The 19,596-nt window shown below is 49.3% G+C and carries 19 protein-coding genes; 6 read left to right on the top strand and 13 right to left on the bottom strand.

Translation table 11 applies throughout. The annotated features are described in order from the left end of the window. Window positions 1–114: 114 nt before the first annotated feature. The gene (locus FFM79_RS05365) at window positions 115–576 is read right to left on the bottom strand and encodes a universal stress protein (RefSeq protein ID WP_137642442.1); all 462 of its coding nucleotides are present in this window, start codon (window positions 574–576) and stop codon (window positions 115–117) included. A gap of 138 nt (window positions 577–714) precedes the next feature. Next, window positions 715–1,266, bottom strand: coding sequence for a PadR family transcriptional regulator (locus FFM79_RS05360; protein WP_137642441.1), 552 nt, complete (start codon window positions 1,264–1,266; stop codon window positions 715–717). A 113-nt stretch (window positions 1,267–1,379) separates the two neighbouring features. On the opposite strand from FFM79_RS05360, the gene FFM79_RS05355 reads away from it, so the two are divergent. The 5 genes from FFM79_RS05355 (at window position 1,380) to FFM79_RS05335 (ending at window position 6,296) form a co-directional block, all read left to right on the top strand. Beyond that, the gene (locus tag FFM79_RS05355) at window positions 1,380–1,916 is read left to right on the top strand and encodes a phenolic acid decarboxylase (RefSeq protein ID WP_137642440.1); all 537 of its coding nucleotides are present in this window, start codon (window positions 1,380–1,382) and stop codon (window positions 1,914–1,916) included. Between the two features lie 353 nt (window positions 1,917–2,269). Beyond that, window positions 2,270–3,325: an ABC transporter ATP-binding protein gene (locus tag FFM79_RS05350; protein ID WP_137642439.1), complete on the top strand. Its 1,056-nt coding sequence runs from the start codon at window positions 2,270–2,272 to the stop codon at window positions 3,323–3,325. Beyond that, a complete protein-coding gene (locus tag FFM79_RS05345) occupies window positions 3,318–4,232 on the top strand; it encodes a carbohydrate ABC transporter permease (protein WP_137642438.1) in 915 nt (304 codons plus the stop codon). Before FFM79_RS05350 ends, FFM79_RS05345 begins: the two co-directional genes overlap by 8 nt. A 53-nt stretch (window positions 4,233–4,285) precedes the next feature. Further along, complete coding sequence (locus FFM79_RS05340) at window positions 4,286–5,050, top strand: carbohydrate ABC transporter permease (RefSeq protein WP_137642437.1); 765 nt, start codon at window positions 4,286–4,288, stop codon at window positions 5,048–5,050. Further along, complete coding sequence (locus FFM79_RS05335) at window positions 5,034–6,296, top strand: extracellular solute-binding protein (RefSeq protein ID WP_137642436.1); 1,263 nt, start codon at window positions 5,034–5,036, stop codon at window positions 6,294–6,296. The genes FFM79_RS05340 and FFM79_RS05335 overlap by 17 nt, the downstream gene beginning before the upstream one ends. A 107-nt stretch (window positions 6,297–6,403) precedes the next feature. Here the strand turns inward: FFM79_RS05335 and FFM79_RS05330 are convergent, their stop codons facing one another. From FFM79_RS05330 to FFM79_RS05295, 8 genes are all read right to left on the bottom strand, one after another. Beyond that, window positions 6,404–7,348 (bottom strand): helix-turn-helix transcriptional regulator, encoded by a 945-nt coding sequence (locus FFM79_RS05330; RefSeq protein ID WP_225424386.1) that lies wholly within the window; start codon window positions 7,346–7,348, stop codon window positions 6,404–6,406. Window positions 7,349–7,507: 159 nt separating this feature from the next. Beyond that, complete coding sequence (locus FFM79_RS12815) at window positions 7,508–9,859, bottom strand: LPXTG cell wall anchor domain-containing protein (RefSeq protein ID WP_170177387.1); 2,352 nt, start codon at window positions 9,857–9,859, stop codon at window positions 7,508–7,510. Between the two features lie 51 nt (window positions 9,860–9,910). Next, the gene (locus tag FFM79_RS05315; RefSeq protein ID WP_170177386.1) at window positions 9,911–10,543 is read right to left on the bottom strand and encodes a uracil-DNA glycosylase family protein; all 633 of its coding nucleotides are present in this window, start codon (window positions 10,541–10,543) and stop codon (window positions 9,911–9,913) included. A gap of 197 nt (window positions 10,544–10,740) precedes the next feature. After that, window positions 10,741–11,172, bottom strand: coding sequence for a WYL domain-containing protein (locus FFM79_RS05310; RefSeq protein WP_263854454.1), 432 nt, complete (start codon window positions 11,170–11,172; stop codon window positions 10,741–10,743). Next, window positions 11,156–11,713 (bottom strand): hypothetical protein, encoded by a 558-nt coding sequence (locus FFM79_RS12720; protein WP_225424384.1) that lies wholly within the window; start codon window positions 11,711–11,713, stop codon window positions 11,156–11,158. The genes FFM79_RS05310 and FFM79_RS12720 overlap by 17 nt, the downstream gene beginning before the upstream one ends. A 165-nt stretch (window positions 11,714–11,878) precedes the next feature. Beyond that, window positions 11,879–12,730, bottom strand: coding sequence for an LPXTG cell wall anchor domain-containing protein (locus FFM79_RS05305; RefSeq protein ID WP_137642432.1), 852 nt, complete (start codon window positions 12,728–12,730; stop codon window positions 11,879–11,881). A gap of 437 nt (window positions 12,731–13,167) precedes the next feature. Then, window positions 13,168–13,968, bottom strand: coding sequence for a 2-keto-4-pentenoate hydratase (locus FFM79_RS05300; protein ID WP_137642431.1), 801 nt, complete (start codon window positions 13,966–13,968; stop codon window positions 13,168–13,170). 600 nt (window positions 13,969–14,568) lie between these two features. Continuing rightward, on the bottom strand, window positions 14,569–15,036 hold the full coding sequence (locus tag FFM79_RS05295; RefSeq protein ID WP_137642430.1) for a GNAT family N-acetyltransferase: 468 nt from the start codon (window positions 15,034–15,036) through the stop codon (window positions 14,569–14,571). 217 nt (window positions 15,037–15,253) lie between these two features. On the opposite strand from FFM79_RS05295, the gene FFM79_RS05290 reads away from it, so the two are divergent. Next, a complete protein-coding gene (locus tag FFM79_RS05290; RefSeq protein WP_137642429.1) occupies window positions 15,254–16,138 on the top strand; it encodes a DegV family protein in 885 nt (294 codons plus the stop codon). Between the two features lie 376 nt (window positions 16,139–16,514). Here FFM79_RS05290 and FFM79_RS05285 read toward each other — a convergent pair whose 3' ends face one another. The 3 genes from FFM79_RS05285 to lepB form a co-directional block, all read right to left on the bottom strand. Continuing rightward, complete coding sequence (locus FFM79_RS05285) at window positions 16,515–17,000, bottom strand: helix-turn-helix domain-containing protein (RefSeq protein WP_137642428.1); 486 nt, start codon at window positions 16,998–17,000, stop codon at window positions 16,515–16,517. Window positions 17,001–17,010: 10 nt separating this feature from the next. After that, window positions 17,011–18,330 (bottom strand): C1 family peptidase, encoded by a 1,320-nt coding sequence (locus tag FFM79_RS05280; protein WP_137642427.1) that lies wholly within the window; start codon window positions 18,328–18,330, stop codon window positions 17,011–17,013. A 575-nt stretch (window positions 18,331–18,905) separates the two neighbouring features. Beyond that, entirely contained in the window at window positions 18,906–19,493 is a 588-nt protein-coding gene (gene lepB / locus FFM79_RS05275; protein WP_137642426.1) for a signal peptidase I, read from the bottom strand. Window positions 19,494–19,596: the final 103 nt, after the last annotated feature.

Below are 19,596 nucleotides of genomic sequence, written 5' to 3'. Positions count from 1 at the left end.
TGCACAAAATGGCATAAATTAAAACCGTTACAGCTTGTGCAAGTTGTAACGGTTAATAAATTTAGTAACTTAATTATCAGTAAATTTTCATCAACGCTTTCACGTTGACCGCCATTAACGCACGACGATTACTGAAATCGGGGCTTTTTTAGCCAACCGGGGACCGATTGCGCCCGCAATCTTAGAATGCGGGAACTGGGTATCGGCACCGGTTACCAGTAAGTCCGGCTTAAAGTCCGGAATAACCCGATCCAAAATTACGTCATCGACGTCGCCGCCCTCGTAGACCAACGGCTGAACGTTTTGAACGCCCTTTTGCTCAGCCAGCTGAACATACTTCGCCACGACCGCTTCGACATGGGCGCGTTTCTCGCGTAATTTTGACGGTGTGAGTGAATCAAAGATGTTGATGTCTTCGCTTTCCAAAACCGAGCAAATCCCCAGCGGTGCGTCGTAATCGTGGGCGACCGTCGTTGCGTAACGAAAAGCACGTTCGGACGACGTGTTGTCATCCTCATCGACCGTTAGCAGTACCCGCCGGTAAACTAACGGTTCGGCCATTTCTTGATTATCCATTCAGGAAGAACCCCCTCATTGATTTGACATGTGGTTGTCGTTTTAATTATAACCCTGCTACGGTGGACCGCAAGCTTCCTGAAAAAAGTTGGCCCAAACCGCACCCCGGAAATCCCGGCCGCAGTTTCGCCACTTAACTTAACGGGCCGTTGGCAAGGCGGCGAGGCTTTGCTTAAGCCAGTCAACGTAGTACTCTTCGCGGCCGAGCGCGTGTTGCAAAATCAAATAGTGGCCGTAATGAGCCTGCTTGCTGGCCGGGTCCGTAAAGACCGTTTTCAACCGCTGTTGCAAGTGATGATACTTAGTCGTGTGTAACTGCAGTTGTTCTTGCAGCATTTCGGGTAAACGCGGGTCGTGATTGGACCGAATAAAGTACAATTTCAAAATGAATTCGTCCTTGGTTGCGGTTAAATCCGGCGTCCCCGTGCTGATCCAGTCACGTAAGATCGCACTCCCCTCAGTGGTGATGTGGTAGAGCTTTTTTTCAAGCTTGGCGCCGCTAACGGTCACTTCGTGGGCAATGTAGCCCTGCGTTTCTAGTCGTTTTAACTGTGGGTAGATTTGGCTGTGCTGGGCTTGCCAAAACTCACCAATCTCGTTTTCAAAGGCCTTCGTGAGGTCGTAACCGGTGAGTGGCTGTTGATTGAGTAATCCTAAAATGATGAATTGTAACTTGTTTTTTTGCGCCATTGGAAGTTCCCCCTTGACGATTTACTAGCTTCAGTATACACTAGCTTTGTTGTTTAAAACATGTAATTAATTACATGATAGTAATAACATAAAAAGACAAAGAAGGCTTTCACATGACTAAAACGTTTAAAACCCTAGCCGACTTCCTCGGCACCCACTTTATTTACACCTACGACAACGGTTGGGAATACGAATGGTACGCTAAAAACGACCACACCGTTGACTACCGCATCCACGGCGGCATGGTTGCCGGTCGCTGGGTCAAAGACCAGGAAGCGAACATTGTAATGCTTACCGAAGGCATCTACAAGGTCGCTTGGACGGAACCAACCGGGACCGACGTGGCCCTCGACTTCTTACCGAACGAAAACAAGGTCAACGGGACGATTTTCTTCCCGAAGTGGGTTCAAGACCATCCCGAAATCACGGTGACCTTCCAAAACGAACACATCGACTTAATGGAACAGTCCCGCGAAAAATACGCCACTTACCCGAAGTTGGTCGTCCCAGAATTTGCGACAATCACGTATAAGGGCGCGGCTGGCCAAGATAACGAAGACGTCATTGCCGAAGCTCCTTATCCGGGCTTGCCCGACGCAATTCGTAACGGTCAGTACTTCGACGCTGATTATCACCGTATCAAGCACTAATGTTTCACGTGGAACAATCGACTTCAAAACCGCGTATAAACCTGATCGTACTTAATAAGCACTGACCGATTATTTGCATGCAGACCATCACTGGAACCTGATCCGCTTTGAGATCAGGTTCCTTTTGTCATTCGTCATAATAATTAGTGCGCTTATTCTATGTCGTTTTTTCTACAATCTAGCCCAAATCGGTACTCAGCCAATCAGCGTCTACGCCCACTACAACAACGCTTAGCGGTATTTCTTTGCTTCTGAACTGGGCTCCAAAAGTCAGTTGAGCCGTACCGTTTCACCGCTGAATAGTTTATAATTAACAACATATTCATTTATTTTGGCTGAAGGAAGAACCCACCATGGAAGTTAATTTAAAACATCTTAACCTAACTTATCCAGGTCAACAACCGCTATTTCAAAACTTAACCTGTACCCTTGCTGACGGTGAGTTGGTTGCGCTGGTCGGGCCCAGTGGTAGCGGTAAAACCACGCTTTTAAACGTCTTGGCCGGTATCCTGACACCCGATGCGGGTCAGGTGGTCTTCGACGGCACCGACGTGACCCGGGCGACCTTGCAGCGGCGCAATATTGGGATGGTGTTTCAGGATTACGCGCTCTATCCGCACCTCAGCGTGCTGGATAACATCGCGTTTCCACTGAAAATGGCCCACGTTAAAAAACGCTTACGCTATCAACGCGCCCGGCAGCTCGCCGAACTCGTTGCAATTACGCCGCAGTTAGCGAAATACCCGGCGCAACTTTCTGGCGGTCAGCAACAACGCGTCGCGCTAGCCCGAGCACTGATCAAGCAACCCGCCGTCCTCCTCCTAGACGAACCGTTATCGAACTTAGATGCCAATTTACGGGTGGCGCTACGAACCATGATTCGACGGATTCAGCGACAAACGCACGTTACCACGGTCTTCGTGACCCACGACCAAAATGATGCGTTACAAATTGCTGACCGTATTATCGTCTTAAACCACGGGAAAATTCAGCAAATGGCCACAACAACCGAACTGTATCAACGGCCACAAAACCAATTCGTTGCCCAGTTCATCGGTCAACCGCGCATCAACTTAATCCCGATGACGGCCGTTCGACCGTACTTCGCGGTGCAGTTAGCGCCCACCCTACTAGCGAATGCGGTTACCGTTGGTATTCGTCCCGAAGCGCTCGAATCAGCTACCACCACGGCCACCACGCTGGCCCAGTTACCGGTTCGCCTAGTCGCGCAGTGGTCGGTTGGTAAGGAGCAACTAACCACGGTTCAGTTCGCCCAAACAACGCTGATCAGTACCGCCGTGCCGGCTACCACCCAGCCATTAACGACCACCCTTGCGGTTCGCGCTAACGGCTGTTATTTTTTCGATGCTGAGGGTAACCGGTTAGAAATGGGGGTGCCCCATGCTTAATTCACGACCAACCGTTCGTTCAACGCTGAAAGCGCTACTATACATCGCGCCGCTACTTGTGATTAGCCTCGCATTCACGTTCTGGCCGTTGCTGGAAGCGTTTGCCATGGGCTTTTATCGCCATTATAATTTTTATCTCAACCAAATTGGTAGCCTTAGTTTAGCTAACTTTCAGTTTTTGTGGCACGACGCGGCCTTTCAATTGGCCCTCCGAAATACGCTCATCTTTATTATCGGCGTGGTGCCAGTTTCAATCGGCTTAGCCCTCTTACTGGCACTCAGTTTGCACCACGCGCGCCACTTTGCTAAGCTCCTGCAAACCATTTATTTCTTACCGCTAGTCACGAGTAGCGTCGCCATTGCCATTGTGTGGCGGTGGCTGTTTAGCGCCGAACATGGCGGCTTGAATGGTTGGCTAGCGATCATCAACCGAACGCCGGTTGACTGGTTGAACGACCCGCGCTACTCACTATTAGCGCTAATCATCGTCTGTATCTGGCATAGTTTGGGGCTTAACATTATTTTATTACTAGCTAGTCTTCAACAAATTGACCGCCGCTACTACCTGGCCGCCCAGCTAGACGGTGCAAATAGTTGGCAACAATTTACCAACGTAACTTGGCCGTTACTGACGCCGATGATCCTGCTCGTTAGTATTAACGCCGTTATCGTCAATTTAAAAGTTTTCGACCAGGTTTACGCGCTGTTCAACGGCTCCGCCGGTCCGGCCAACGCCGACCTGACACTGATGTATTACCTCTACCAGAAATTTTACGTTGAAGATCAGCCCACAATCGCAGCGGCGTGTGGCATCGTGCTCTTCGGTATTACGGTCGGCTTAACCCTAGGAACCCTTTGGGTGTTACGTCGTCACCATTACCCGCAACGGGGGTGGTCCCCATCTTAACCCGTTGTGCACGCTTCTTGCGGGGGGCACTCCTACTAATTAGTGCCCTAACCATGTTACTGCCCTTTATTTGGATGGTGTGGGCGAGTGTCCAAACCCCAACTTACACCGCAACGTTAACGACGCCCTTTTCGGACTGGCACTGGCAAAATTACCTAACGGCTTGGCAAGCGGCTCCCTTTGGTCGTTACTATTTAAATTCAATCATTGTCGCCCTTGCCACGACTACCGGGCAACTCGTCACGAGTATTCTGGCCGCCTTTGCGTTTACCCACCTACGCTTTTATGGGCGCCGCATTCTGTTTAACGCCCTGCTCGTCACCATGATGGTCCCGGGAGAACTACTCCTGATTCCAAACTTTAAAACGTTGAGTGCCCTCCACTGGGTCGACCACTACGCAGCGCTGATCATCCCGTGGACGGCCAGCGTCTTCATGATGTTTACCCTGCACCAAGCCTTTGCCGCCCAGCCGCGCACGACTTACTACGCCGCCAGACTCGACGGGGCTAGCGATTGGCAGTACTTATGGCGCTTATTAGTGCCAATGAATCGCACCGTCATCACGGCGGTGGGTATTCTCCAACTTATCAGCACGTGGAACGCCTTTATGTGGCCGTTGATCATGACTAATACCGATCGGCTACGGACGCTGCCGCTCGGTTTGCTAACCTTTAGTAGCGATATTGGGACCAATTATCCATTGCTCATGGCTAGCACGGTCCTGGTGATCGCGCCACTGATCATCATTTACTTATTTGTCCAAAAAAATTTAATTCTAGGAATTTCGCAGGTGAAATGGCATGAAAAAAGTCATTAGAAACGGATTATTATTAATAGTCACACTAACCGCCAGCATCACACTCGCGGGGTGCGGTCAGCAACGCACCAGCCAGTCAACGCGAGTGACGGTCACTTTTTGGCACGGTATGACCGGCCATAATAAGACCGTTCTGCAAGGGTTAGTCCAGGATTTCAACCGTTCCCAATCAACATACCGCGTCGTGGCTAACGGTCAGGGGACCTTTAGCAATTTACAACAAAAAATCATGACGGCCGCTAAATCCAAAACGCTCCCAACGATTGCCCAAACTTCCTATACCAACGTTCCCAACTACGTGAAGGGGGGGCTGATTGCCCCGTTCAACACGGACTTAAGTGCTAAAGAACTTGCGGGAATTCAACCGGCTTTTTTGAAAGCTGGTCAGTACCAAGGCAAACAGTACGCCCTGCCCTTCTCCAAGTCCGTGCGCATTATGTATTATAACCAACGGCTGTTGAAGCAGCTAAATTTAAAAGTGCCGACAACTTGGAAAGCGGTCCAACACGTTGGTCAGGTGGCACAACAGCACGGCCTAACCGGCTTAGCACTTGACCGGGCCTACCTGGGTGAACTCAACGATCTCGCGCACGCGGCCGGCCAGCCCCTGGTAACCACCAACCTAAAGGTCAACGCGGCGGCGCCCCAGACCGTTGATGCCGTTCAACCATTAGCGCACATGCTCAAGACCGGCACGGCGAAAACGGCCGGCGCAGACAATTATGGTAACGTCCGCTTTCTCAAGGGCCGGACCGTACTCTACTGCGGGTCTTCCGCCGCACTGGGCTTAATCCAAGCCAGTGCCCCCAAGAATTTTCAGTGGGGCACCACCCAGACACCTAGTTATCAGGGCCAACGCGCTAACTGCGTGGCCGGAAACGACTTAGTACGCTTTAAAACTGGTACGAAGGCGCAGCGCCAAGGTGGGGCCGCCTTCATTAAATACTTATTACAAAACCGTCAAACCATTCGCTGGGCAACGCAAACGGGTTACTTGCCCGTAACGACGGCGGCGGCCACCACCGCTAGTTACCAGCGTTACCTAAAAAAGCACCCGAAATTTAAGGCCGCGGCCAGCGAACTGAAAACGAGCTATACCGACCCAGCCTTTCTAGGCTACAGTCAATATTTAACGGCGTTGCAGACGACCGCCGACGATTTAGCCGTCAAGCACGTGGCCGCTGCGACGACCCTAAATAAATTGCAACAAACTACCGAAACGATTATCAAGACTAATCAAAATTGAGCACAAAAATGGCCGGCTAGGAAGAAATTCCTGGCCGGCCATTTTTGTGTGCCCCCACTCCAACTGACCTACACTCGTATTATAGTGCACGCCAATGACACAATTTGTCACTGATACTGTTTGAGGGCCGCTTGTAAGGCTTTTTTCATCCGCTTCTTTAACAATGGTGGCGAGACCACTTCGACGCCCGCCCCCTGACTCAATAGCCAGAGCATCGCGCCATCGACCTTTACGTAGGCCTCAATTTTATGGCTACCGTCGGGTAACGTCGCCAACACGCGGGCCTGCGGAAATTGGTCCAAAACCGTTTGCAGCGCATTGCGATAAATAAACTGAATTGGGGTCACCGATCCGGAATCCAACAAGTAGGATTGGCGGCGATGGTCCTGTAACGAGAACCGGTGCGCGTAATCCAAATGCTGACCCGCCGTGTGATCTAAGATCTTCACGATTCGGTCTAAGCGGTACAGCCAGTAGCCGGCGTGTTCCTCGCTCAGCATCGCAATATAAAAATAGTGCACCTCAAAGAAAACCGCTACCGGCTGTGCATGGTGGGTTTGCGGTTGGGGCACGTGAAAATCGCTCCCATGGTAAACAAAGGTCATCCGCTGATTAGCCGCAATCAAATCCGTAATTATATGGAGGCGTTCCAGGAGTGGTTTGGGTCGCGACAGCGCCGTATAACTCCCCCGCGCCAACGTTAACTTTTGGCGTAACTCGGCCTGCAATTCTTCGGGCAAGCCCTTCGCCAAATAAGCCAACGTATCCTTTAATTCCGCCACCGTTAAAGCCCGGCTGCCTAGCAAAACGTGGCTGGTCACGAGCGCTTTTTGATAGTCCTCCCGGGTACTCTGCCGTAATAGGCGGTAAGTGCCCGCGCACTCTTGCAGCTCACCAACCCCGTTTTCAATTAGCGCGTTGCGGACGTACGCAAGGTCGCGCTGATAGGTGCGCTTACTGATGGCGTACTTGGCTAATACTTTTTCAGTTTCAACACTTTGACCACTCATAAGTTGCACTAGTAATTCCGCAATTCGACCATTACTCTGCATACCGGTCCCACTTTCCAACGTACTTTTTATGTAAGCATTAATCACGCTTATCATACTAAAGATTCGTTGAAATGAATAGTCACGGGTCTTGTTTCACGTGAAACAATTTAATTAAAAACGCCTGCTAGCGCGAGCTAACAAGCGTTCTGAAATGCAATTTTAAGCGCGGTGCTTGCGGCTAACCTTGGTCAGGCCGAGCATTCCCAGTAGAAACGCGCCCAATACGGCTAAGTAGCCTTGATGCGTTTCGCCGGTTTGTGGCAAGGTGTCGCCAGTCGCCGTCTTACCTTGGGTAGTCTTGGTATCAGCATTAGTAGCTGCTAATGAGGTTTGACCCTTAGCATTCGTTGCCACGTTAGTCGTGGTAACACCACCATTAAGCTGTGCACCCGTAGCAGTTGTCCCTACGCCGGTCGCGGTCCCCTGACTATTAGTCCCATTGAGACTGTCGGTCGTCGTACCATCATGGTTGGTCGTCGTTGAAGCCGTCGTCTTTTGACCATCAGTAGTTGTGGTTGTCGTACCATTCTGATTCTGGGTACTATCAGTGCCGGTAGTGGTGCCATTACCAGTACCATTTGCTTTAGAACCAGTGGTTGTGGAACCATTGTTATTGTTGGTCTTAGAATCAGTTGTCGTGGAGCCATTGTCGTTATTATTATCCTTAGCATCAGTTGTTGTCGAACCACTGTTATTATTATCTTTAGCATCAGTCGTCGCGCCAGCAACCTTCGTGTATTGTGGCGTATCCAGCTGTTCAATTTCACCGGTTAGCCGGTTAATTTCAACTCGCATGGTAGCCATATCAGCTTTATAGCCCGCAACGGTTGGAACCTTCACCTTAACGGTTTGACCAGGTTTGCTAGTAAAGTTCAGCGCTACCGTTGTCCATTGGCCACCCTTTTCAATCGTTACGTTACGGGTATAGCTTTGACTGTTTTGTGAGCCGAGTTCGGATGTTTTGGTGTATTTTAAGTCCGTCAAAACGTAAAAATATTCCGTACTATCAGAAATACCGATTTCAATCGTATCAACATTTGGTGTATAACCCGCTACTTTTGGTGCGGCTATGGTGACAATTGACCATGGCTTACCAGTCACCGTTCGGCTGACCCCATCATCACCAACGGTTGCAACGTAGCCCGTTGTTGTAATGGGCTTTGCATTCGTTGTGTTGTGAATTGGAAAATATGCTAGTGAATCATCCAGCGTCCAAATATAGTTGTCATAAGAATTGCCTTCCCGCATGTTAATCCAGGTCGTAGGTTTAGACTTATATCCTTCAAGTACTGGCGTTTTAACATACGTATATGTTCCAGTATCCCAATACCCAGGATTACCATCATCGCCATTTGCAATTTTAACAGTTAAATTTTTAAACATGATACGCTGATCTTTACCATTTACAATCCCAGGGAATGTCACATTTTCTGTATGATACTTCGTTGGTCTTGGCGTATTGGGAATTGTAACATTAGGAATACGCGTATATGACAAGTCCGTTAGTTGTGTAAATATTTCATCATCACTAATCCCAAGTTCCACCGTATCAGTATTAGCTTTATAGCCAGTAATTTTTGGAGCTGGAACGGTGACAATCGTCCAGGGTTGGGCATCCACTCCAAGATACGTAAGCTTTTTTTGTCCATCTATCTCTAGTTCTAAGTTCATTTCACGCTTCTGGATTGGCGCAGTACTGGTATTATTAATCGGAAAATATAGTACTTCCCCCGATAAAGCTGTTAAATCATCATCACTAGAATACACTGAAGTCGTTGGTGTTGATTTATAACCATTAATTTTTGGTGTCGCTATCTCTGCACTACTAAGCCCAGTATCTTCAGGATTGACTTTAACAACAACATTCTTTACAGTTCTTTGTTCCTCTTTACCAGCTATATTTAATGTTAAGGTTGCGTCTTTCGTAACGGTATCCCAATCTTCATCATTTTCTTCTAAGTTAGGAGCATCCATTAAATATCCCGGATTGATTTCTCCGTTAGCATCAGTAAGGTTCGGGTCCGTTTGGTACGTCACGTTCTTAGTTGCCGCTGGTGCGCTCGCCTTTAGTACCTGCACATTCGTTGTTGGCTCTTCCGCACTAGACGCCGTCGGTTGATCAGTTTTGTCATTGTCAGCTGGATCTGCTGCCGGTGCTTGTGAACTTGGCGCCTGCGACGCTACCGGTGCTTGTGATGCCTCTGGCGCTTGTGATGTTGCCGGCGCTTGTGATGCTGGTGCCTGTGATGCTGGTGCCTGTGATGCTGGTGTCTGTGATGCTGCCGGCGTCTCAGAATCGTTTTCCGACGTTTTCACGTCCGTACCATCAGCGTTATTGGTGTCTGCTTCTGGCTGAACGTTTTGCTCATTGTCATTACTTTGAGCCGTTTTAAGATTAGCCGTTACTTGTGGCGCATTCGTTGCCGCCGAAGCTGATTGTTGTTGACTTGCAATCCCCAGTGCACTTGCTAAAGCGGTCGCCGTTACCAACGTAACCATTTGTTTTTTCATCCTGAAATCCTCCTAAAGTACTACATTTATGTAACTATTTTTCTAACTACCCTAATCTACTTTTAATTGCCGTAGCTTATCCGCCTCGGCTAGAAATTCCACTTTGCTGACCGTTTGTGCCGACCAGTGTGGTAAAGTGATCACTTGAACCGCACCAACGTTCAACTGATTAGTCGCAACCATTTCCTCGTACAATGTTTGCGCCCCCTGCCCAAACAAAAGAACATATTGCGGCTGAATCAAATCAAACTCAGTTTGTAAACTAGCCAAACTTTGTTCCCACCGAGTTGCGTTTTTAGCTAATTTAATCTCCTTTAAGACCTTCTGTGCGTCAGATTCAGGGAAATCTTTAATGATATCCGTGATATAGCACCCCTCAAACGGGGTATTCATAATCATCCGCACCGTATTATAATCGCGACTCTTAGCCGACGTATCGTGAAAATTCTCCCAGTTGGCGCCGTCAGCATTCCCCCGACTGGCCCAATTTAGACCTAATAAAATCCCCCGGTCTGACAAATGGGCTTGCCGATAATCCGCGTCTTCCAACCGTTCTGCAAGTTTTCCGAGTCCACAATCCCGCTTATGAATGACCTGGGTTGGATCCGTCACGTTCCATAACGCCCAGCTCGAAAACTTACCATACTTACCTTTCAAAGCTTGGTAAGTCGCTGAACTAATCATTCCATCGCCTCCCATTCGGTAATGATTTCATCATAGCTGGTAGCGGTGTCATAATTTGTCATTTAATAACTATTATTAAGATTATTTTTAAAAATTTTTATGCTAAAAAGGACCGCGTCAGCAACTTGCCAACGCGGTCCCAATTATCCTAAAACCGCCCCTAGTTCCATTACAATAAATACCAGTAATTCATCTTATTACTGATACTGTTGCAAGGCCGTTCTCAGTTCGGTAGCCAGTCTTTTTTTCAAGGAAAGTGGTGATAAGACTTCAACACGGGCCCCCTGACCCATTAGCCAGAGAATTGCCCCGTCCGCTTTAACATAAGCTTCAATTTTATAACTCCCATCAGGTAAGGTTGCTAATACGCGGGCCGTTGGAAACTGATCCAAAACTGGTTGCAATGCATTGCGATAAATAAATTGCATCGGCACTAGCGAACCTGAATCTAGTAGATAAGTGTGTTGCCGGTGATCCTGTAAAGAGAACCGGTGTGCAGCGTCCAAGCGCTTCCCCGGACTGTGTTTAATAAGCTTAATAATCCGATCCAAACGGTACAACCAGTAGCCGTCATATTCCGCACTTAACATTGCAACGTAAAAGTAATGCCGCTCAAAAAATATCGCCACTGGTTGGGCATGATGGGTTTGCGGTTTGCGGTTTGCGGTTTGCGGTTTGCGGTTTGCGGTCGTCTTCGGCACTACCGTCATATGTAAAGGTCACCCGTTGATTTCCCGCAATTAGCTGTGTCATTTGAGATAACCGTTTCAAGAGTGGTTGGGGTTGCGACAGCGGCACGTAGCTCCCCTTAGCTGCCCGCAAACTCCGGCGTAACTCACTTTGGTCCTTCGCTGGTAGTCCCTGTGCGAGGTAGTCTAAAGTTGCTTTCAACTCATCAACCGTTAGTGCTCGACTCCCTAATAACACATGACTCATTATCAGTGCCTTTTGATAATTGGCCTGCACATCAGTTTGCTTAAGCCAGTAACAACCGGCGTGTTCGCACAATTCGCCCGCATTATTTTCCAATAGCGCATCGCGAATAAACGCGAAATCACGCTGATAAGTGCGCTTACTGATGCCGTACTTTTCCAATACCTTTGTTACTTCAACGTGCTGCCCACTCATTAACTGCACGAGTAGTTCCGCAATTCGACTATTACTTTGCATCTGGTCCCCCTCTTACCAACGCTTGTTACGTTTAATTATTTTAACTAAATACAATCACGATTATCATACTAAAGATTCATTGAAGTGAATAGTCTCAACCCTTGATTCACGTAAAACAAAAAACGCCCATTAGCGCGAGCTAACGAACGTTCGGAAATTTTATTTTTAAGCGCGGTGCTTACGACTAACCTTGGTTAAGCCAAGCATTCCCAGTAGAAACGCGCCCAATACGGCTAAGTAGCCTTGATGCGTTTCGCCGGTTTGTGGCAAGGTGTCGCCAGTGACATACTTAGCGGCCGTTTTACTTGAAGAACTGGTGGTTGCGGCAGTCGTAGTCGCTGTTTGTGCTGCCTGCGAGGAATCTCCCGCCATTGATGTATTATTAGAACTTGTATTACTACCATTGCCTACAAGTGCATTTTGTTTACTTGAGCTCTGTTGACTAGAAGCTACACTGGAAGAACTATTAGCCTTCGTTGGCTGGGTTGAACTCGATGAGTTTTGCTTAGCCGGGGTCTTAGTTCCTGTCGAAGAAGATGATTGCGTTGGCGTCTTCGATGATGAACTAGACTGACTACTTGATTGCGAGCTAGACGAAGAACTTGAACTACTGGAGGAAGAACCAGCAACCGGAGTATAAATAACCCCACCATTTACAAGAAAAGCTTCCCCAGTTATCGGACTTACCATAGCTAAGATAGTATCATTATTTGCCTTATATCCTGTCATCGTTGGAGCTTTAATCCAGACCTGTTCTCCAACTCGTGCAGTAAACGTGACCGGAGCAGTATATCCCGATTTTACATAATTATCATTATTGTCATAAATATCATAATCTACAGCTACACTATATTGTTTTTCTGGAGCCTGACTAGTGGTTGCCGCGCTAGCTGTTACCGGGGAAGCAACTGACGTAACCGCTGTGGTTGCGCCAACCCCAACGCCCATCAAAGCAACGGCGGCTAAACTTGTGTATGCGAGCTTCTTGGAATGCTTGATTACTGAAATTCTTTTCATTAATTCTTCCTCCTAAATAATGTGCTTAATTATGTAACGTTCCCCGAATACCTTCAGCTTTGTTACTATACTAATGACATAGATTAACTATGCATTATTTCTAAGCCGAATTTCTCAACCTTAATTAGACAATTTCCGAATGCTCATTAGTGGTCTCCGGTAAAAGTGCTTAGCTCACGCTTTATAATCCCCTTCACCACCAAACAATTCAGATAAAAATCACCTATCAAGTAGCTGCTTAACTTTCGGCGAATACCCCATTGATTGGTCCGGTACCTTCAGTCAGCAATACACTTATTATAGCTGAAAGCGGTGTCACAGCTTGGCGCTTTTTGCCTTCCACATTAAATAATTTATTATTTATTATAAAAATAATATAAAAGACCGCGTCAGCAGCTTGCCAACGCGGTCCCAATTATCCTAAATATTTAGCGCGGTTAGTCCGCACTGACCTCCAATGCGACACTGCCTAATCCTTGATCAAAGTTTGCCTGCCAGTGTCCGGCCGTTAAGTGCGGTGGTAACACAAAGGTCCCCGACGAGACCCGTTGCCCCGCCGTTAACGTTCGGCCCTGCGCCGCCAATTTAGCAACTAACCAGTGCAACGAGTTTAACGGGTTACCCAAAACTTCACTCGCTTGGCCGGTTTTAACTGTCTTACCGGCATGTTCTAAACTGCACTTCGGCGTTGCCACGGCGTCAACGGTCTCAAAGACTTGGTCCGTATCCCGTTCGGTACCGTAAACGACCAGGCCCCCAACCGCGGCATCCGCCACGACTAAATTCTTTGGTAAATCAGGGAACCAGTCCGCAAAGCGGGAGTCCGGCACCTCTAAGCCCGGCGCTACGGTCGTTTTGTGCCATAAATCGGTTAAACTATCGCTAGCGGCCAAATCTTCCTTCGCCTTAAACACCAACTCGACTTCGACGAGTGGCTCCATCAATTGACCCCGCCGAACCTTTGCCGGGGCCGCCAAGAAGTGGTCAGCGACCTGCGCGCCGTAGAGCGGTGCGTCAGTATCGAACATTTGCTGCGTGGTTGCACTCGTTAACGAGACCTTGTAGCCGCCCACCGGCTGGTCCTTAAACACGGTCAGTTGGGTTTGCACCCGGTAGGCCGCATCCTCATCGCTAACAGCGGCCGTAAAGTCGGCCATCTGGAGCGGTTGGTGCGTTTGATAAGCGTCAAATAAGCGTTGTGCGAAGCCGGTTTCGGTGGTAGTAGTTGTCATTGTCATAAAGCTTACCTCCATATGTGTTGAGAATGTACTTCAAAAACTATGTGTCCGGGAGCGTTACTGCGGTTGTTTTGAAAAAATTATGTGTTCAGTTTCGATAAAAAATATGTGTAACCGCAAGCCCGGTTAGCGTATGTGTGCTTCGAGGATGCCCAGTCCCCGGTTTACCTGGTGGCTAGCTACCGTTGCCCACGTTAGTTGGTAACTAGCCACGCGAATGTCCGATTCCATCATCCTCACCACCTTTAATTTAAACTAAAAACGCCCTCTAATTAGCTCCAAAGAGTTAATTAAAGGACGTTGTGAACGGGGTACCACCTTTATTTATGCCAACCTCGCGATCAGCACCTTCATCCGTACGGCCATTTGGCGATACGGGGGTACGCTAATGGGTACCAGCCAGCGCCTTCTCCAATTACTTTCGGGACGCGACTCCAAGGTGATCCGTACCGCCTGGTCGTGACTGCCTCACACCAATCCGCAGCTCGCTGACTAACCAGTTCAGTACCGTTCCTCATCACAGTTTTTAATCTAAATTTAATTAATGGTATGAGTTTAAGCCCGGTTTTCGGGAAAGTCAACCCCTAAATTAAAAATAAATTAGAAACGCTCCCGGTTGGTAATCCGGCCATACTGGGCGCGCTGGGTATCCTTCAACGTGTAGTTCGGCGGGAATGCGTCGCGGTCCGCGGCAACGATTTGAAAGCCGACTTGCGCGTAAAACCGTAGGGCCGCTTCGTTAGCCATCACACATTTAAGCGTAATCGGCGCCGTTGCGTACTGACGAACTTCTTCGAGTAAGCGCGCCCCGACCTGCAAGTGGCGGTAGCCCGGATCCACGAAGAGCAGGTGAATAAAGTTTGCAAGTTGATAAAAGGAACAAAACCCCACGCGCTGACCATCTAGCCAGGCGACTAACACAAATTCGCCGCGACTATCGCGCTCAAAGTCCGCGAGTTGCGGGTTCGCCACCCACGGAAAGTCCTGTTGCCGGTCAGTAAGATAAATTGCTGCCAGCGCGGCCTGGTCGGCTGGCGTGGCTGGTCGAATTGCAAGTGCCGTCGTCATTGGGCACCTCCCCCTTTCACACGACTAAACGTTGTGGTCTATTATGCCGGTTTTAGGTCACCCTGACAAGCAGGAGTGCCGCTAGCGTCCGCGGGTGAGTAGCGTTATAATACTACTTAATTCTGGTCCCCAATTTAAGCGGATCAGGGCCGACTTTGAAGACTGGTGGTACTTACTTGTAAGGACCTCCCAATACCTCATAGAAAAGGACTAATTTATGAAAACCGCAATCGTTACGGATAGTGCCAGCTACTTATCAGCCGCTGACATTCAAAAATATAACATTCACGTTGTGCCAATTACTGTTATCTTTGGCCAACAGACTTACTTAGAAAACGTCGAAATTACTTCCAAAGAATTTTATGAACGGATGCGGACCGCCCCCGAATTACCAACCACCACCCAGATCACACTGGGGCAGATGCAGACCATGTACGATCAACTTGCTGAGGAAGGCTATGATTCGGTGATCAGTATCCACCTATCTTCCGGGATCACAAGCTTCATTACGAATCTAGAGAGCTACTTACCCAACGTGACCAACATTAAGGTCTACCCGTTTGATTCTAAAATCACGGCGGCCGGTGAAGCCTACATGGTTCTACTGGCCGCAAAATTGGTAGCGGCCGGTTACACGCCGGAAGCCGTCCTTGAACAGCTCGCCGAAATTCGGAAGACGACCGAAGTCTTCTTCGTCGTTGATAACTTGAGCCACTTAGTCCGCACGGGGCGCCTTTCTAACGCCTCGGGCTTGGTGGGTAACCTCCTGCGAATCAAACCGGTCCTCACCTTTGAAGATGGGAAAATCGTGGCCATCGAGAAGGAACGAACGATGCGGCGGGCGTACGCATCGATTAAGGCTAAGTTGGCGGCCGCAGTAGCGGCGGCCGACTACCCGCTACGCGTTACGATTGAAAACGGAAATAATCCGCGGCTCCAAGCCGAATGGACGGCCGATTTAACGGCCAGCTTCCCCGACTTGACGATTGACGAGGGCGAAATTGGCCCGGTCGTTGGCGTCCACGTTGGTGAGGGTGTCATGGGCCTGATTTGGGCTAAGGACTGGGAAAAGTGGCCGGTTAAGCCGCAATCAGAAAACTGAACATAATGAGTTAGCGGGCGGTCCTGAGAGGGCCGCCCGCTTTTTCTAGTATTCGTCATCCGCAGTATGCTTAATTCCAAGCAAAGTTTAGCATAATTTTAGGTCTTCGCCGGCAAAACGAGCTTTTTTCAGCCCACCAATTAAGTACGCAGGATCATACTACCGTTCAATTGTCATATTTTTGCTTATTAATAATAAAAAAATACCCCGTCGCTTTTCCACGGCGACGGGGCACGTACTTAGGGATGACGAACGCCAGTGCACACCTGCAGTTCAATCCCAGCGGGAAAGATGGGTTCGTCTAGTTCTGGCCACAGGTTTGGAAGGCTGTGGACCACCGAATTGAGGGTGGAGTTATTTCTAACCCCACTATTTATTAACTTCGCTTTTTCTTCCCCTTTCCATTTTTTTTGCGCTTATTTTTTTTACTTTTTTTCTTAGAAGTTGGCGCAACGTCCTTCGACCGCAGTTTTACGGCCTTTTTAATTAATTTTTTACGTTCATCCGGCGTGAGTGTTATCCAAATGGATTGTAATTCTGTTGCCAACGGGTCACTCGTTGGTTCGGGGGTTGCGCTCGTGGCTGCTGCCACGTTCGGGGTCGCCACGGTGGGCGCCTCATCCGGTTTCGCCGCCGTTGAAGTGGCCGCCACCGCCGTTTCGGGCGCCGCACCGATTAACCATTCAGGCGCGACGTCCAGGGCGGCGGCTAACGTGACGACTTTATCATACTTCGCCACGTACTTTTCGCTCAGCCACTGACTGATCGACGAACGTCCAATCCCGGTCTGTTTCGCCAACTGCGCGGCACTGAGGCCGGCTCGCTGCATTGCCAGCGTTAACCGTTCTGCAAAAGTTTCCATTAGCCGCCCCCTAGTGCAACGGATCCCAAGCGGGCAACCGCCGCGCCGGTTCCGTTAGCAAGTCTTGAAATTCAGGGGCCAAGAACCGCCGGTGTACCACGACTTCGTAGACGTAGGCGTTAAACCAGTCCTGGCTCATGACGAAGTAGCCCTTGTCGCCAACTTCGGCGCCCCAACTATTTTCAACCTTCCACTTGGTCGGGACGGCGTCAACCAGGTCCACGCCGGTCAAGGTCATCGCGTGGCTGACCATTCCCTCACCCGTAACGAGGCGTTGGGCCTTCGTCAGTTGGTCATCAACGTCGAAGAGCGCTGCCGTTTCGTACAAGTGCGCGTCGAGGTACCCCTGCTTACGGTCGAGTTGCTGGAGCACATCGTTCCCAAACCACAGTGTTTCGCCAGCTTGGAGCTGTTGGACGGCAACGTTAGTCAACACGTCCATATCGACGTTCAAAAATTCAATTGGGTGGGCGCCGTTAATGACGTTATCTTGGTCGGGTAAGCTGTAAAGCTGGTTAAACGGCTTGTCCGGTGAATTTGTTACGACAACGTAATCGTTTAAGTCGGTATCGAAGTAGTCCTGGTAAAACCGTTGCGGGGTCAGGCCACTTTGACGATGATACTGTTGCTGATCATCGCGGTAGCTGAGCGTGAATTCGGTCGGCGGTTCACCGAAGGAATAGGCGGTGATCCGATAAATTTCGGCGAGCATCGTTTGTTCGGCGGCGTGCAAATCAGCGGCACTCGCGTTAGCTTGGACTAATTCGCGTAACTTAAGACCGTCTCGCCGGAGCTGGCGGGATAAAATAGCCTGAAACGCACCCGTATCATTAGTGTTGGCCGTTTCGGGCATGGCGCTTGCGGGCACGACCCCGTATTTTTCAACGAGGCTGGCGGCCATGGCCCACTGACCGCCGTCTTCGCCGGGATTATCGAAAAAGAACTGGACTAACCGGTCATTAATCGGTTGACGCGCGGTTTGTTCAACGTTGCGGAAAAAGGTGTTGGCCCGTTCAATCCGATCCCAGAAAAACAGGTAGTTTTCGGATAATTCAAAGTCTTTGACGTGGTACTTAGTGGCAAACTTATGCCGGAGTGTGTTGAGTAATGAAAACTCCCAGCAGCGACCGCTATGCTTTTGGTTGCTAACTTTGCCGGTCGGCACTTCGATTGAGAACGTTCGGTCTAAATGCGCGGTGGCTTGGTAATTAAAGCTGGCGGCACGAATGCCGTTGCGTGTGATGGTCCGAGTAAGGACGGCCCGCTGGGCGGTGTTGGCGTGTTGGGCGCGCAGTGCGGCCAGGGTTTGAGGTGTTAATTCGGTTGCCATGGTGATTCCTCCTTCTATCAATTCAATTGTTATTATTTTAGGCTTATAGAGTGTGAAGTTCAAACGCAGAGTGCGAGGACCAGCGGGTTGGTATTGAGCATTGCCTAGCTAAGGCGTTATTGCCCGGGTTTGGCAATGGCGACTTAGCGTAGCAAGCGCAGATACCAGCTTGGTCGAACACGTTTCGGCTATATCGCAGAAAACCGGCGGGGTATGGCATGGCGCCAGTGGCGTAGCTAACCGCAGGACCAGTTTGACCTGAACACGTTTCGGCTATATCGCAGCAAGCCAGCAGGGTTGGTATTGAGCATTGCCTAGCTAAGGCGTTATTGCCCGGGTTTGGCAATGGCGACTTAGCGTAGCAAGCGCAGATACCAGCTTGGTCGAACACGTTTCGACTAGCTGGCAAAGAAGCGCCCGGTTTTGGCATTGTGCTCTTAGCGTAGTAAGTGCAAGCGTCAGCCGACCCGGAGCACGTTTCGGCTATATCGCAGCAAAAAGCAACCAAAAAAAGTGACCGAAGCCCCTCAAAACAGGCATTCGATCACTTCATTTCATCCCACCAATCGCAACGATTAGTAGGCCAAATTATTTACGTTATGTCGGCGCGTTTGATTCGACGTCCATAATGGGACCTTAACGACCCCAATGACCCGGCTCGCCGGGACAAAGCCCCAGTAACGGCTATCGTTTGAAACCGACCGGTGATCCCCAAGCACAAAGTAACTATTGGCAGGCACCTTAGTGGTTTTAAGGTTCCAGTTATTCCGCTCAGACAGCGAACCCACGTCCCAATTACCAGTTCCCTGCGTGCGCTCAAACTGGCTAATAAACTTTTGACTGATTGGTTTACCATTCACGTAAATGTGCCCGTCCTGAGCTTTAACGGTGTCACCAGGCATTCCAATCACGCGCTTCACGTACTTTTCGTTTTTACCGCTAGCATCCGGATCGACGTGATAGGCATTAAAAACAATCACGCTTAAATGGCGAACCTTCAACGGTTTAACGACCGCGACCCGCTCCCCGTTTTCCAGGTTAGGGTCCATCGACGGGCCGTCTACCCGAACCATCGTAAAGACAAACTGACGAATTACGGCCGCAATTGCCAGACCGATGATAATCGGTAGAACCCAGCTCAAAATACTTCTCACAATTTTCATGACACGTTTCTCCCTTAACCCACTCTAACCTGCAATTATTATAATCCAATCGGCCGTAATTGTCTGGAAATGTTTAATCGTTTGGATTAGATTTTACTAGTAA

It is taken from the genome of Lactiplantibacillus modestisalitolerans (genome assembly GCF_005405425.1).
Classification (GTDB): domain Bacteria; phylum Bacillota; class Bacilli; order Lactobacillales; family Lactobacillaceae; genus Lactiplantibacillus; species Lactiplantibacillus modestisalitolerans.
This window is presented reverse-complemented; position numbering and strand designations above follow the sequence as displayed.

Excerpts from the sequence above, each read along its gene's own strand:
- FFM79_RS05330 (WP_225424386.1), bottom strand. The coding sequence starts at position 7,348 with ATGCAGAGTAATGGTCGAATTGCGGAATTACTAGTGCAACTTATGAGT.
- FFM79_RS05355 (WP_137642440.1), top strand. The coding sequence starts at position 1,380 with ATGACTAAAACGTTTAAAACCCTAGCCGACTTCCTCGGCACCCACTTT.
- FFM79_RS12815 (WP_170177387.1), bottom strand. The coding sequence starts at position 9,859 with ATGAAAAAACAAATGGTTACGTTGGTAACGGCGACCGCTTTAGCAAGT.
- FFM79_RS05305 (WP_137642432.1), bottom strand. The coding sequence starts at position 12,730 with ATGAAAAGAATTTCAGTAATCAAGCATTCCAAGAAGCTCGCATACACA.
- FFM79_RS05345 (WP_137642438.1), top strand. The coding sequence starts at position 3,318 with ATGCTTAATTCACGACCAACCGTTCGTTCAACGCTGAAAGCGCTACTA.
- FFM79_RS05280 (WP_137642427.1), bottom strand. The coding sequence starts at position 18,330 with ATGGCAACCGAATTAACACCTCAAACCCTGGCCGCACTGCGCGCCCAA.
- FFM79_RS05300 (WP_137642431.1), bottom strand. The coding sequence starts at position 13,968 with ATGACAATGACAACTACTACCACCGAAACCGGCTTCGCACAACGCTTA.
- FFM79_RS05350 (WP_137642439.1), top strand. The coding sequence starts at position 2,270 with ATGGAAGTTAATTTAAAACATCTTAACCTAACTTATCCAGGTCAACAA.
- FFM79_RS05290 (WP_137642429.1), top strand. The coding sequence starts at position 15,254 with ATGAAAACCGCAATCGTTACGGATAGTGCCAGCTACTTATCAGCCGCT.
- lepB (WP_137642426.1), bottom strand. The coding sequence starts at position 19,493 with ATGAAAATTGTGAGAAGTATTTTGAGCTGGGTTCTACCGATTATCATC.
- FFM79_RS05340 (WP_137642437.1), top strand. The coding sequence starts at position 4,286 with ATGTTACTGCCCTTTATTTGGATGGTGTGGGCGAGTGTCCAAACCCCA.
- FFM79_RS05335 (WP_137642436.1), top strand. The coding sequence starts at position 5,034 with ATGAAAAAAGTCATTAGAAACGGATTATTATTAATAGTCACACTAACC.
- FFM79_RS05315 (WP_170177386.1), bottom strand. The coding sequence starts at position 10,543 with ATGATTAGTTCAGCGACTTACCAAGCTTTGAAAGGTAAGTATGGTAAG.
- FFM79_RS05295 (WP_137642430.1), bottom strand. The coding sequence starts at position 15,036 with ATGACGACGGCACTTGCAATTCGACCAGCCACGCCAGCCGACCAGGCC.
- FFM79_RS05285 (WP_137642428.1), bottom strand. The coding sequence starts at position 17,000 with ATGGAAACTTTTGCAGAACGGTTAACGCTGGCAATGCAGCGAGCCGGC.
- FFM79_RS05360 (WP_137642441.1), bottom strand. The coding sequence starts at position 1,266 with ATGGCGCAAAAAAACAAGTTACAATTCATCATTTTAGGATTACTCAAT.
- FFM79_RS05365 (WP_137642442.1), bottom strand. The coding sequence starts at position 576 with ATGGATAATCAAGAAATGGCCGAACCGTTAGTTTACCGGCGGGTACTG.
- FFM79_RS12720 (WP_225424384.1), bottom strand. The coding sequence starts at position 11,713 with ATGCAAAGTAATAGTCGAATTGCGGAACTACTCGTGCAGTTAATGAGT.